Annotated in this window: 12 protein-coding genes; all 12 read left to right on the top strand. The window is 57.4% G+C overall.

Features of this window, described 5'->3' with window-relative positions; genetic code table 11:
- The first annotated feature begins 23 nt into the window (after positions 1–23).
- Complete coding sequence (gene serC, locus HBN63_RS15225; RefSeq protein ID WP_170050019.1) at positions 24–1,109, top strand: 3-phosphoserine/phosphohydroxythreonine transaminase; 1,086 nt, start codon at positions 24–26, stop codon at positions 1,107–1,109.
- The gene (pheA, locus tag HBN63_RS15220) at positions 1,109–2,215 is read left to right on the top strand and encodes a prephenate dehydratase (protein WP_170050018.1); all 1,107 of its coding nucleotides are present in this window, start codon (positions 1,109–1,111) and stop codon (positions 2,213–2,215) included. Before serC ends, pheA begins: the two co-directional genes overlap by 1 nt.
- A 91-nt stretch (positions 2,216–2,306) precedes the next feature.
- Complete coding sequence (gene hisC / locus HBN63_RS15215) at positions 2,307–3,413, top strand: histidinol-phosphate transaminase (protein WP_170050017.1); 1,107 nt, start codon at positions 2,307–2,309, stop codon at positions 3,411–3,413.
- Positions 3,410–5,665 carry a bifunctional prephenate dehydrogenase/3-phosphoshikimate 1-carboxyvinyltransferase gene (locus tag HBN63_RS15210; protein WP_170050016.1) on the top strand — a complete coding sequence of 752 codons (2,256 nt, stop codon included), beginning with the start codon at positions 3,410–3,412 and terminating at the stop codon, positions 5,663–5,665. Before hisC ends, HBN63_RS15210 begins: the two co-directional genes overlap by 4 nt.
- Complete coding sequence (gene cmk, locus HBN63_RS15205) at positions 5,662–6,348, top strand: (d)CMP kinase (RefSeq protein WP_170050015.1); 687 nt, start codon at positions 5,662–5,664, stop codon at positions 6,346–6,348. The genes HBN63_RS15210 and cmk overlap by 4 nt, the downstream gene beginning before the upstream one ends.
- A gap of 151 nt (positions 6,349–6,499) precedes the next feature.
- Positions 6,500–8,191, top strand: a complete 1,692-nt coding sequence (rpsA, locus tag HBN63_RS15200) for a 30S ribosomal protein S1 (protein WP_170050014.1) — start codon at positions 6,500–6,502, stop codon at positions 8,189–8,191.
- Positions 8,192–8,343: 152 nt separating this feature from the next.
- Positions 8,344–8,628, top strand: coding sequence for an integration host factor subunit beta (gene ihfB, locus HBN63_RS15195; RefSeq protein ID WP_160085002.1), 285 nt, complete (start codon positions 8,344–8,346; stop codon positions 8,626–8,628).
- Between the two features lie 339 nt (positions 8,629–8,967).
- The gene (gene rfbF / locus HBN63_RS15190) at positions 8,968–9,738 is read left to right on the top strand and encodes a glucose-1-phosphate cytidylyltransferase (protein ID WP_170050013.1); all 771 of its coding nucleotides are present in this window, start codon (positions 8,968–8,970) and stop codon (positions 9,736–9,738) included.
- Positions 9,735–10,814 carry a CDP-glucose 4,6-dehydratase gene (gene rfbG / locus HBN63_RS15185; protein WP_170050012.1) on the top strand — a complete coding sequence of 360 codons (1,080 nt, stop codon included), beginning with the start codon at positions 9,735–9,737 and terminating at the stop codon, positions 10,812–10,814. Before rfbF ends, rfbG begins: the two co-directional genes overlap by 4 nt.
- A 2-nt stretch (positions 10,815–10,816) precedes the next feature.
- Positions 10,817–11,362, top strand: coding sequence for a dTDP-4-dehydrorhamnose 3,5-epimerase family protein (locus tag HBN63_RS15180; protein ID WP_345940491.1), 546 nt, complete (start codon positions 10,817–10,819; stop codon positions 11,360–11,362).
- Positions 11,359–12,582, top strand: a complete 1,224-nt coding sequence (locus tag HBN63_RS15175) for a class I SAM-dependent methyltransferase (RefSeq protein WP_170050010.1) — start codon at positions 11,359–11,361, stop codon at positions 12,580–12,582. The genes HBN63_RS15180 and HBN63_RS15175 overlap by 4 nt, the downstream gene beginning before the upstream one ends.
- Entirely contained in the window at positions 12,579–13,688 is a 1,110-nt protein-coding gene (locus tag HBN63_RS15170) for a DegT/DnrJ/EryC1/StrS family aminotransferase (protein WP_170050009.1), read from the top strand. Before HBN63_RS15175 ends, HBN63_RS15170 begins: the two co-directional genes overlap by 4 nt.
- Positions 13,689–13,690: the final 2 nt, after the last annotated feature.

Genomic DNA, 13,690 nt, shown 5'->3' with positions numbered 1-13,690 from the left:
CACTATTTTGAGCGAGAGTGGATGTGAGCAAGCGAGCCTTTAACTTCTGCGCCGGCCCGGCCGCGCTTCCTGAAGCTGTTCTGCAACGCGCCCAGGCGGAGCTCCTCGATTGGCAGGGTAAAGGCCTGTCGGTGATGGAGATGAGCCACCGCAGCGACGAGTACACCGCCATCGCGGAAAAGGCCGAGCAGGACTTGCGCGACCTGATGGAAATTCCGTCCGACTACAAGGTGCTGTTCCTGCAGGGCGGGGCCAGCCAGCAGTTCGCTGAAATCCCGCTCAACCTGCTGCCGGAAGACGGCGTCGCCGACTATATCGACACCGGTATCTGGTCGAAGAAAAGCATCGAAGAAGCCAGCCGCTACGGCAATATCAATGTTGCTGCCAGCGCCAAGGCCTATGACTATTTCGCCATCCCCGGGCAGAACGAGTGGCAGCTGTCGAAAGACGCCGCCTACCTGCATTACGCCAGCAACGAAACTATTGGTGGCCTGCAGTTCGACTGGATACCCGAAGTCGGTGACGTGCCGCTGGTGGCGGATATGTCTTCCGACATCCTCTCGCGCCCGATCGATGTGTCGAAGTTCGGCCTGATCTACGCTGGCGCGCAGAAGAACATCGGCCCCAGCGGCCTGGTGGTGACCATCGTGCGTGAAGACTTGCTCGGCCGTGCCCGCAGCGTCTGCCCGACCATGCTCAACTACAAGATCGCGGCCGATAACGGCTCGATGTACAACACCCCGGCGACCTTCTCCTGGTACCTGTCCGGCCTGGTGTTCGAGTGGCTGAAAGAGCAGGGCGGGGTGGCCGCCATGGAGCGGATCAACCGCGCCAAGAAAGACCTGCTGTACAAGGCCATCGATACCAGCGACTTCTACAGCAACCCGATTGCCCATAACGCCCGCTCCTGGATGAACGTGCCGTTCCGCCTGGCCGACGAGAAGCTGGATAAGTCGTTCCTCGCCGGTGCTGATGCGCGCGGCCTGCTCAACCTGAAAGGCCACCGTTCTGTCGGCGGCATGCGTGCCTCCATCTATAACGCCGTGGGCCTGGATGCCGTTGAAGCGTTGGTGGCCTATATGGCCGAGTTCGAGAAGGAGCACGGTTGATGACCGATCCAGTTTCCGAGCAGGAACTGCAGGCCCTGCGCCTGCGCATCGACAACCTCGATGAGAAGATTCTCGCGCTGATCAGTGATCGCGCCAGCTGCGCTGAAGAAGTCGCGCGGGTGAAGATGAAGGCCCTGCCGGAAGGCGAGAAGCCGGTGTTCTACCGCCCGGAGCGCGAAGCCCAGGTGCTTAAACGCATCATGGAGCGCAACCAGGGGCCGTTGGGCAACGAGGAAATGGCGCGGCTATTCCGCGAAATCATGTCCTCCTGCCTGGCCCTGGAAAACCCGCTCAAAGTGGCTTACCTCGGCCCAGAGGGTACGTTCTCCCAGGCTGCGGCGATGAAGCACTTCGGTCACGCGGTAATCAGCGTGCCGATGGCGGCTATCGATGAAGTGTTCCGTGAAGTGGCCGCCGGTGCGGTGAACTTCGGTGTGGTGCCGGTGGAGAACTCCACCGAAGGCGCGATCAACCACACGCTGGACAGCTTTCTCGAACACGACATGGTTATCTGTGGCGAAGTCGAGCTGCGCATTCACCACCACTTGCTGGTCGGTGAAACCACCAAGACCGACAAGATCACCCGCATCTATTCCCATGCCCAGTCCCTGGCACAATGCCGCAAGTGGCTGGATGCGCATTACCCCAACGTTGAGCGCGTGGCGGTGTCGAGCAATGCCGATGCAGCCAAGCGGGTGAAAAGCGAGTGGAACAGTGCGGCGATTGCCGGCGATATGGCAGCCAGTCTGTATGGCCTGACCAAGTTGGCGGAGAAGATCGAAGACCGTCCGGATAACTCCACGCGCTTCCTGATCATCGGCAGCCAGGAAGTACCGCCGACCGGCGACGACAAGACTTCGGTCATCGTCTCCATGCGCAACAAGCCGGGTGCGCTGCATGAGCTGCTGGTGCCGTTCCACAACAACGGCATCGACCTGACCCGCATCGAAACCCGCCCTTCGCGCAGCGGCAAGTGGACCTACGTGTTCTTTATCGACTTCGTTGGTCACCACCGCGACCCGCTGATCAAGGACGTGCTGGAAAAGATCAATCAGGAAGCCGTGGCGCTCAAGGTGCTGGGTTCCTACCCGAAAGCGGTACTTTAAAACTGCTGCGGCACGCCTCAGGTCTCAAGCTATACGCGCATCGACGCCGGGCTGTACTTGGGGCTTGCGGCTTTAAGCGTGAGGCTTTGCTATGACCGATTTCCTCGCCCTGGCCCAGCCAGGCGTACAGCAGCTGTCGCCCTATGTGCCGGGCAAGCCGGTGGATGAGCTGGCCCGTGAGCTGGATCTGGACCCGGCCAGCATCGTCAAGCTGGCCAGCAACGAGAATCCGCTAGGTCCAAGCCCCAAGGCGCTGGAAGCGATTCGCGGCGAACTGGCCGAGCTGACCCGTTACCCCGATGGCAATGGCTTCGAGCTGAAAACCCGACTGGCTGCGCGCTGCGGTGTGCAGATCAACCAGGTCACGCTGGGCAATGGTTCCAACGACATTCTCGATCTGGTCGCCCGCGCTTATCTGGCCCCAGGCCTTAATGCGGTGTTCAGTCAGTACGCCTTTGCCGTTTACCCCATTTCGACCCAGGCAGTAGGTGCCCAGGGCAAAGTGGTGCCGGCCAAGGATCACGGTCACGACCTGGAAGCCATGCTCGCGGCCATCGACGCCAACACCCGCGTGGTGTTTATCGCCAACCCGAACAACCCGACCGGCACCTGGTTCGGCCCCGATGCGCTGGAGCGCTTTCTCGCGCGCGTACCTGGCAATGTGCTGGTGGTGCTGGATGAGGCTTATATCGAGTTCGCCGAAGGTGATGAGCTGCCGGACGGCCTCAAGTACCTGGCGCGTTATGACAATCTGCTGGTCTCGCGCACCTTCTCCAAGGCCTATGGCCTGGCGGCGCTGCGCGTTGGTTATGCGCTCAGCTCGGCGCAGATTGCCGATGTGCTCAACCGTGTACGCCAGCCATTCAACGTCAACAGCCTCGCCCTGGCCGCGGCCTGTGCGGCGCTGGATGATGCCGATTACCTGGCGCAAAGCCGTCAGCTCAATGATGCCGGCATGGCGCAGCTGGAGGCCGGCTTGCGCGAGTTGGGGCTGAGTTGGATTCCGTCGAAAGGCAACTTTATTGCCGTGGATTTTGGCCGTGATACCGCGGCAATCAACCAGGCGCTGCTGCGCGCTGGGGTGATCGTGCGGCCAGTAGCTGGTTACGGCATGCCGAACTTCCTGCGGGTGTCGATTGGTCTGCCTGCTGAAAATGCGCGCTTCCTCGACGCCCTGGCCAAGGTGCTGAGCGCGTGAGTGAAGCCAAATCTGCTGTCACTCAGGTGCAACCTGCCGCCCCTAAGCTCGGCCGCCTGGTGGTTGTCGGCCTGGGCCTAATTGGTGGTTCTTTTGCCAAGGGTTTGCGTGAGCGCGGCCTGTACCGCGAAGTGATAGGTGTCGATCTCGATCCCGAGTCGCGCCGGTTGGCAGTGGAGCTGGGCGTGGTTGATCGCTGCGAGGTTGATCTGGCTGCCGCCTGTCAGGGTGCCGATATAATCCAGCTGGCGGTGCCTATCCTGGCCATGGAAAAGCTGCTCACAGAGCTGGCCAAGCTTGACCTGGGTACGACGGTGCTCACCGATGTGGGCAGCGCCAAAGGCAATGTGGTGCGTGCTGCGCGCCTGGCCTTTACCGGTAAAGCGGTGCGGTTTGTGCCGGGCCACCCAATTGCCGGCTCCGAACAGAGCGGGGTGGAAGCATCCAATGCGCAGCTGTTCCGCCGCCATAAGGTCATCCTCACTCCTTGCGAGCAGAGTGATGAGTCGGCCCTGGCGCTGGTCGACGCCCTGTGGCGCGAGCTGGGCGCGGATGTTGAGCACATGGAGGTCGAGCATCACGATCAGGTGCTGGCTGCGACCAGTCACCTTCCGCACTTGCTGGCCTTTACTCTGGTTGACTCGCTGGCCAAGCGCAGTGAGAACCTGGAGATCTTTCGTTACGCCGCCGGCGGTTTTCGCGACTTCACGCGGATCGCCGGCAGTGATCCGGTCATGTGGCACGACATCTTCCTCGCTAACCGCGAGGCGGTGCTGCGCACGCTGGACGTATTTCGCGACGACCTCGACGCCTTGCGCGACGCGGTTGACGCAGGGGATGGGCATCAATTGCTGGGCGTATTCACCCGCGCCCGCGTGGCCCGTGAGCATTTCGGCAAAATTTTGGCCCGTAGGGCCTATGTGGACGCTATGCACTCGAACGATCTGATTTTTCTGGCTAACCCTGGCGGCAAACTCTCCGGGCGTATTCGCGTTCCGGGCGACAAGTCCATCTCTCACCGTTCGATCATGCTCGGCTCGCTGGCTGAAGGCACCACGCATGTCGAGGGTTTTCTGGAAGGTGAAGACGCGCTGGCGACGTTGCAGGCGTTCCGCGACATGGGGGTGGTCATCGAAGGCCCGCATCATGGCCGCGTGACCATTCACGGCGTGGGTCTGAATGGTCTGAAGGCGCCGGCCGGTCCGCTGTACATGGGCAACTCCGGTACTTCGATGCGCCTGCTCTCGGGTTTGTTGGCAGCGCAACCGTTCGACACCACGCTGACCGGTGATGCCTCGCTGTCCAAACGGCCGATGAACCGTGTCGCCAAGCCGCTGCGCGAAATGGGCGCAGTGATCGAAACCGGTCCGGAAGGTCGCCCGCCACTGATGATCAAAGGCGGCCAGCGCCTGACTGGTATGGATTACGAAATGCCCATGGCCAGTGCCCAGGTTAAATCCTGCCTGTTGCTGGCCGGTCTCTACGCCGCCGGAACCACCTCGGTGACCGAGCCTGCACCGACCCGTGACCACACCGAACGCATGCTGCGCGGCTTCGGCTACCCGGTAACCGTGGATGGCAGCACCGCCAGCGTCACGTCGGGCCACAAACTGACTGCTACCCATATCGAAGTGCCTGCGGATATCTCCTCGGCAGCATTCTTTCTGGTGGCCGGCAGCATTGCCGAAGACTCGGAGCTGGTGCTTGAGCACGTAGGCATCAACCCGACCCGTACTGGCGTCATCGATATCCTCAAGCTGATGGGCAGCGACATCACCCTGGAAAACCAACGTGAAGTCGGCGGCGAGACCGTGGCTGATATTCGCGTGCGCAGCGCCAAGCTCAAAGGTATTGATATCCCCGAAGACCTGGTGCCCCTAGCTATTGATGAGTTCCCGGTGCTGTTTGTTGCTGCGTCGGTGGCTGAAGGTCGTACTGTGCTGCGTGGCGCCGAAGAGCTGCGGGTCAAGGAATCCGACCGGATTCAGGTGATGGCTGATGGTTTGATTGCTCTGGGCGTCAAGGCCGAGCCAACGCCGGACGGCATCATTATCGAAGGCGGCAGCATCGGTGGCGGCGAAGTCTGGGCGCATGGCGACCACCGCATCGCCATGTCGTTCAGCGTGGCCTCGCTGCGCGCCACTGCGCCGATCCGCATCCATGATTGCGCCAACGTCGCCACTTCGTTCCCCAACTTCCTCGCGCTGTCGGCTCATGTTGGCATTCGTGTGGCCGAGGAGGGCAAAGCATGATCGTTGCACCGGTCATCACCATCGACGGGCCGAGCGGCTCGGGCAAGGGCACCATTGCCGGTCTGCTGGCCAAACAACTGGGCTGGAATCTGCTGGATTCGGGTGCGTTGTATCGCCTGCTGGCCTTTGCTGCGGGCAATCACGGCGTTGACCTGACCAACGAAGAGGCGATGAAGCTGCTCGCCGCTCATCTGGATGTGCAATTTATTGCTGCGGGCGATGGCCATGGTCAGCGCATCATTCTTGAGGGCGAAGAGGTCACTGATCTCATCCGCAATGAGCAGGTTGGGGCCGGTGCTTCGCAGGTGGCCTCGCTCTTTGCCGTGCGTGAAGCCCTGCTACAGCGTCAGCAGGCCTTCCAAGAAATGCCAGGACTGGTTGCCGATGGCCGCGATATGGGCACTGTGGTGTTTCCGGATGCGCCGCTGAAGATTTTCCTCACCGCCAGCGCCGAGGAGCGTGCCCGTCGCCGTTACTTGCAGTTGAAGGCCAAGGGCGATGATGTTAATCTCGCGAGTCTTCTTGATGAGATTCAGGCGCGCGATGAGCGCGATACCCAGCGTGCAGTGGCTCCGCTCAAGCCGGCAGCCGATGCGATCCAGCTGGACTCCACCGAACTCTCCATCGAACAAGTGCTTGAACGAATTCTGAGTGAGGTCGCCAATCGCGATCTCGCCGGATGATAAGAGCCACAGCTGCTTAAGCTGACCGGCTCGCAAGGAGGCGCACGGGAACCCAGTCCTAGTCCCGTTTGCCTCTTTTTAAATGAACGTACCCACATTGTCTGGAATGTGGTTTGGGCGGATTCCCTGCCCTGAATCAACAGGAATTAAAATGAGCGAAAGCTTTGCTGAACTGTTTGAAGAAAGCCTAAAAACCCTGAATCTTCAGGCTGGCTCGATCATCACCGCTATCATCGTCGACATCGATTACCAAGCTGGTTGGGTAACCGTTCACGCTGGTTTGAAGTCTGAAGGCCTCATTCCGCTGGAACAGTTCCACAACGACGCTGGCGAGCTTACCATCAAGGTCGGTGACGAAGTTCACGTTGCCCTGGACGCGGTTGAAGATGGCTTTGGTGAAACCAAGCTGTCCCGCGAAAAAGCCAAACGTGCCGAGTGCTGGATCGTTCTGGAAGCAGCTTTCGCCGCAGAGGAAGTGGTTACGGGCGTTATCAACGGTAAGGTTAAGGGCGGCTTCACTGTCGACGTTAACGGCATCCGTGCGTTCCTCCCAGGTTCCTTGGTCGATGTCCGTCCAGTGCGTGATACCACCCACCTGGAAGGCAAAGAGCTCGAATTCAAAGTTATCAAGCTGGACCAGAAGCGCAACAACGTTGTCGTTTCCCGCCGCAGCGTGCTGGAAGCCGAGAACAGCGCCGAGCGCGAAGCTCTGCTGGAATCCCTGCAGGAAGGTCAGCAAGTCAAAGGTATCGTCAAGAACCTCACCGACTACGGCGCGTTCGTGGATCTGGGTGGCGTCGACGGCCTGCTGCACATCACCGACATGGCTTGGAAGCGCATCAAGCATCCGTCTGAAATCGTCAACGTTGGCGATGAAATCGACGTCAAGATCCTCAAGTACGATCGCGAGCGCAACCGTGTTTCCCTCGGCCTCAAGCAGCTGGGCGAAGATCCATGGGTTGCCATCAAGGCACGTTACCCGCAGGACACTCGTGTTACTGCGCGCGTAACCAACCTGACCGACTACGGCTGCTTCGCAGAGCTGGAAGAAGGCGTGGAAGGCCTGGTGCACGTATCCGAGATGGATTGGACCAACAAAAACATCCATCCTTCGAAAGTCGTTAACGTCGGCGACGAAGTGGAAGTTATGGTTCTGGATATCGACGAAGAGCGTCGTCGTATCTCCCTGGGTATCAAACAGTGCAAAACTAACCCGTGGGAAGATTTCTCCGGTCAGTTCAACAAAGGCGACAAGATCTCCGGCACCATCAAGTCGATCACCGATTTCGGTATCTTCATTGGTCTGGATGGCGGCATCGACGGCCTCGTTCACCTGTCCGATATCTCCTGGAACGAAGTAGGCGAAGAAGCTGTACGCCGCTTCAAGAAGGGCGACGAGCTGGAAACCGTTATCCTCTCCGTTGATCCGGAGCGTGAGCGCATTTCCCTCGGCATCAAGCAGCTGGAAGAAGATCCGTTCTCCGACTACGTTGCTGTTAACGATAAAGGCACCATCGTGCGCGGTATCGTTAAAGAAGTTGACGCCAAAGGCGCCATCATCACTCTGGCCGAAGGCATCGAAGCCACTCTGAAAGCCTCCGAAATCAGCCGTGACCGCGTTGAAGACGCGCGCAACGTTCTGAAAGAAGGCGAAGAAGTTGAAGCCAAGATCATCAGCGTTGACCGTAAGAGCCGCGTAATCAGCTTGTCGGTTAAGTCGAAAGACGTTGAAGACGAAAAAGAAGCTATCAAAGAAATGCGTACTAAGCAGGACGAAGTTGCTTCTGCTGGTCCGACCACCATTGGTGATCTGATTCGTGCGCAAATGGAAAACCAGAACTAAGTTCAGGTAATCCAGAAAAAGGGCGGCTTCGGTCGCCCTTTTTTGTGCCTAAAAATCGCTAAGGTGTTGTTTTATAGGCTGTTCAAATCTGACGAGGCGTGCTAAAACCTTTTCATCTAGTGATCTAGCCGCTTGAAAAAGAAGGGAAAACCATGACCAAGTCGGAGTTGATCGAGCGCATCGTCACCCATCAGGGGCAGCTCTCGTCGAAGGATGTTGAGTTGGCGATCAAGACCATGCTTGAACAGATGTCGCAGGCGCTGTCGACCGGTGATCGTATCGAGATTCGAGGCTTCGGCAGTTTCTCGCTGCACTACCGTGCGCCACGCGTCGGGCGTAACCCTAAGACGGGCGACTCAGTCACGCTGGATGGGAAGTTTGTCCCGCATTTCAAGCCGGGGAAAGAGTTGCGTGATCGAGTAAATGAAGACGAGTGAACTTATGTTTGCTTGGTGTGTACGGTTTTTGATCAGGTCACGCATTCTCATAGGTTCATTGTTAGCCTTAGCCTTGTTCTGTAAGAGATTCGATGTGCGCTGTGACTGCCTCTCGCGAATTACATGCAGATTAGGATAGAATTCGGTTGTGCAGGACGGTCCAAGCTTACATGTCTGAGGCTTGGTATATGATGGGTTTTCCAGCTAAGTTAATGAAAAAACTATAGATTTTTCATGTGTCTTTGACCTTTCATACTCCCCGCCTGCCTAAACTATTCGTCGCTATTACCAACTAGGTTTTTGCGAGTTTTCATAAGCATTGGCAGGTAAGGGTTTTTCATGAAAGCGGTAATTCTTGCAGGCGGCCTCGGCACGCGCATTTCCGAAGAGTCCCATCTCAAGCCTAAGCCAATGATCGAGATCGGTGGCAAGCCAATCTTGTGGCACATCATGAAAATATACTCATATTACGGGATCAATGATTTCGTAATATGCTGTGGTTACAAGGGCTATGTAATCAAAGAGTATTTCGCCAACTATTTCCTACATATGTCTGATGTAACATTTGATATGTCTAACAACGCTATGGAAGTTCATCAGCGTTATGTTGAACCATGGCGGGTCACGCTGGTTAATACCGGTGAAGATACCATGACCGGCGGACGCCTGAAGCGTGTCCGCGAGCATCTGGGTGATGAGCCGTTTTGTTTTACATATGGCGATGGTGTGGCAGACGTCAATATTCGCGCACTCGTCGATTTTCATCACTCCCATGGTAAGCCTGCCACCGTAACCGCCATCCAGCCGCCTGGTCGTTATGGTGCGCTAAATCTTCAGGGCGCTTGCGTGCAAAGCTTCCAGGAAAAACCGGCCGGCGATGGTGCATGGATCAACGGCGGATATTTCGTCCTGAACCCCTCGGTAATCGACTATATCGCTGACGATAAAAGCAGTTGGGAAGCCGACCCATTAATGCGTTTGGCCACCGAAGGCAATCTCATGGCTTATCAGCACACCGGGTTCTGGCAAGCAATGGATACCCTGCGTGATAAGAATCACCTGGAAGATCTCTGGCGTAGCGGCACGCCACCCTGGAAACGCTGGGCATGAAACTTTTCGGCGATATCTACCGCGGTCGCAAAGTGCTGTTGACAGGACACACCGGCTTCAAAGGTAGTTGGCTGGTCGCATGGCTTACCCAGTTGGGCGCGGAAGTGACCGGCTTTGCCTTGGTACCGAGCACTTCTCCTGCACATTGGTCGCTGATTGATACCTCGGCTACGGATATCACCGGCGATATCCGTGATGCCCAGTTGGTGCAGGATGTAATTGATCGCGTGCAACCCGATATCGTCTTTCATCTCGCCGCTCAGGCCTTGGTCCGTCGCTCGTATCGCGAGCCACTGGACAGCTGGTCTACCAACGTAATGGGCACGGCCAATATTCTCGAGGCCTGCCGAGCCACAGCCAGCGTGCGTGCCGTGGTAGTGATCACCACCGACAAAGTCTACGAAAACAACGAGTGGCCTTGGGGTTACCGTGAAGTCGACCGGCTGGGCGGCCATGATCCCTACAGCGCTTCCAAGGCGGCGAGTGAACTGGTGGTCGATAGCTATCGTAAGTCGTTCTGGTCTCGCGATGACGCTCCGCTGCTGGCATCTGCCCGTGCCGGGAATGTAATCGGCGGCGGCGACTGGTCCGAAGATCGCCTGGTTCCAGATCTTGTGCGCGCTGTCGCCGCCGGGGTGTCTCTGGAAATACGCTCACCGCAGTCGACCCGCCCTTGGCAACATGTGCTGGACTGCCTGTCCGGTTATCTGCTGTTGGGGCAGCGCCTGCTGTCGGGCGACCGGGCGGCGGCCGTAGCGTGGAATTTCGGGCCGGCACCGGACGACAATCGCACCGTCGCCGAGGTACTCAAGGACCTACAAACCCACTGGGAACAGCTGAAGTGGCATAGCGCGAACGTCGTTCAACCCCATGAAGCCAATCTGCTTTATCTGGATTGCTCAAAGGCCCATGCGCAGCTGTCGTGGCGTCCGGTGTGGACGATTACCAAAAGTCTGGCCATGACCGCCCAGTGGTACAAATACCACCACTCCACCGGCACCGTGATCACTGACCAGCAACTGCAACATTATTTCGAAGCTGCCCGTGATGCCGGTTGCGTGTGGGTCGAAGCATGATTATGACGGCTACCAAAATCCCTGGCGCAGTAGTTGCCGAGCAGCTTCCTTTCCAGGACAGCCGCGGCGCGTTTGGCCGGCTTTTTTGCCAAAAAAGCCTGGCTGAACCGCTGGGTTCACGCCATATCGTGCAAATCAATCACTCGCGCACCAGTGCGGTTGGCGCAGTTCGTGGCATGCATTTCCAACATGCTCCCCATGCCGAAATGAAGATGGTTCGCTGCCTGAAAGGCCGGGTTTGGGACGTAGTCCTAGATCTGCGTGCGAACTCACCGACATTCCTGCAGTGGCATGCGGAAGAGCTAAGTCCCGAATCTGCGAAAATGCTGGTGATTCCGGAGGGCTGTGCACACGGCTTTCAGGTGCTGGAGGCGGATAGCGAATTGCTCTACCTGCACACCGCTTTTTACGAGACAAAGGCCGAAGGCGCAGTTCGTTTTGACGACCCGCTGGTGAGCATCGCCTGGCCGTTGCCCGTAACAGATTTATCGCAGCGCGATAGGGAACACGCGCTGCTATCTACTGACTTTGCTGGACTCTATGTATGAACTGTCGTCACTGCGCTGAGCCGCTGCACCATACCTTTGTTGACCTAGGCTTTGCGCCACCTTCGAATGCCTATCTCAGCCAAGCGGAGCTTGGCTCACCGGAACTATATTTCCCGCTCAAACTGAAAGTGTGCAGCCACTGCTGGCTGGTGCAAACGGAAGATTACGCCCAGGCCGATCTGTTCTTTTCCAAGGACTACGCTTATTTTTCGTCGACCTCCACCAGTTGGCTGGAGCACGCCGCGACCTACGCTAAAACCATGACCCAGTGTCTAGAGCTGAATAGCGACAGCTTTGTCATTGAGGTTGCTTCCAACGACGGCTACCTGCTGAAAAACTTTGTTGCCAGCAATATCCCTTGCTTGGGTGTAGAGCCGACCGCCAGCACGGCTGCCGCTGCAGAAAGCCTCGGTATTCCGGTGCTGCGCGAATTTTTCGGCGAGGCATTGGGTAAACGTCTAGCAGGCGATGGGCGGCTGGCAGACCTGATCGCCGGCAACAACGTGTATGCGCATGTGCCGGATATCAACGACTTCACCCGTGGTCTGAAAGCGGCGCTCAAACCCGGCGGCACCATTACGCTGGAGTTTCCGCACCTGATGCGCCTGATCGAACACACCCAGTTTGACACCGTGTATCACGAGCATTTTTCCTACTTGTCGCTGTACACCGTGGCAAAAATCTTCGCTGCGGCGGGCCTGTGCATCTACGACGTGGAAGAACTGCCTACCCACGGCGGTAGCCTGCGGATATTCGGCACCCATGCCGAACGTGCGCCGGCCGTCAGCGACAAGGTCGCCGCGGTGTTGGATGCTGAAGCCAGCGCGGGTCTGCAAGGCCTTGCCGTATATGAGGGTTTCCAGCAGCGCGCCGATGCCGTCAAGAACGGCTTGCTGAGCTTTCTTATTGAACAAAAGCGCGCTGGCAAAAAAGTGGCGGCTTACGGTGCAGCCGCCAAAGGCAATACGCTGCTGAACTATGCCGGGGTAAAGCCGGATCTGCTGGCGTTCGTCTGCGATGCCGCGCCTTCCAAGCAAGGCAAATATCTGCCGGGCAGTCATATACCAGTGTTTGCGCCCGAACTATTGAAAACAGAGCGTCCAGATATCGTGGTGATTTTGCCTTGGAACATTGCCAGCGAAGTGATGAGCCATACCGCCTATATCCGTGAATGGGGCGGCAAGTACGCCATTGCTGTTCCTGCATTGGAGGTCAAATGAGCCAGCGCATCTATTACACCAAACCCTCCATTACCGACCTTGAAGTCGAATACGCCACCGATGCAGCGAGAAATGGCTGGGGCGAGCGTTGCTATGAGTACATCAACAAGTTTGAAGAGTTGTTCAAGGCTCACCTAGGCGTGAAATACGCAATCGCGACCTCGAGCTGTACCGGCGCGCTGCATATGGGAATGGCGGCCCTAGATATTGGCCCCGGTGATGAAGTCATCCTGGCTGACACGAACTGGGTGGCGACTGTTTCTCCTGTAGAGCACCTGGGTGCTACACCTGTATTTGTCGATATCCTCCCTGATACCTGGTGTCTGGATCCTGAGCAGGTCGAGTCTGCAATTACTCCTCACACCAAAGCGATCATTGCTGTGCACCTCTACGGAAACTTGTGTGACATGGACCGACTGCTGGAGATCGGTAAGCGCCATGGTATTCCTGTTATCGAAGATGCGGCTGAAGCGATAGGATCGGAATATCAGGGCAAGCGCGCTGGCAGTATGGGGATATTCGGCAGCTTTTCTTTTCATGGCACTAAAACGTTAACCACCGGCGAAGGCGGCATGTTTGTTACCAATAGTGCCGAGCTGTATGAAAAGGTGCTGACGCTTTCAAATCACGGTAGGGCCCGGGGCCAGACTAAGCAGTTTTGGCCGGACGTTGTGGGTTTCAAGTACAAGATGTCCAATATCCAGGCGGCAATCGGTTGCGCACAAGTGGAGCGTATCGCCGACTTGATACAGCGTAAGCGCGAGATCATGTCGCTCTATCGCGAGCGTCTCAGCGCGTATCCAGATATCGAACTCAACGCGCAACATGAAGGAACAGTAATTGGCGCGTGGATGCCTACTGTTGTGTTCGCACAGCAAACGGGAATGACTCGTGAGCGGTTACAAACTGCTTTTCAGGCCGCAAATATAGATGCACGGGTGTTTTTTCACCCACTTTCCAGTTTGCCCATGTTTAAGGCGCGGCTTGAGAACGTCCATGCTTACTCCATTCCTTTGCGTGCTATCAATTTGCCGAGTTACCACGACCTCACAATCGCCGAGTTGGACCGCGTATGCTCAGTTTTTTCGACGTTGGAAATCGTCTGAGT

It is taken from the genome of Pseudomonas sp. WS 5011, from assembly GCF_012985775.1.
Taxonomy (GTDB): domain Bacteria; phylum Pseudomonadota; class Gammaproteobacteria; order Pseudomonadales; family Pseudomonadaceae; genus Aquipseudomonas; species Aquipseudomonas peli.
The sequence above is the reverse complement of the archived record's forward strand: the minus strand, read 5'-3'. Positions and strand labels throughout refer to the sequence as shown.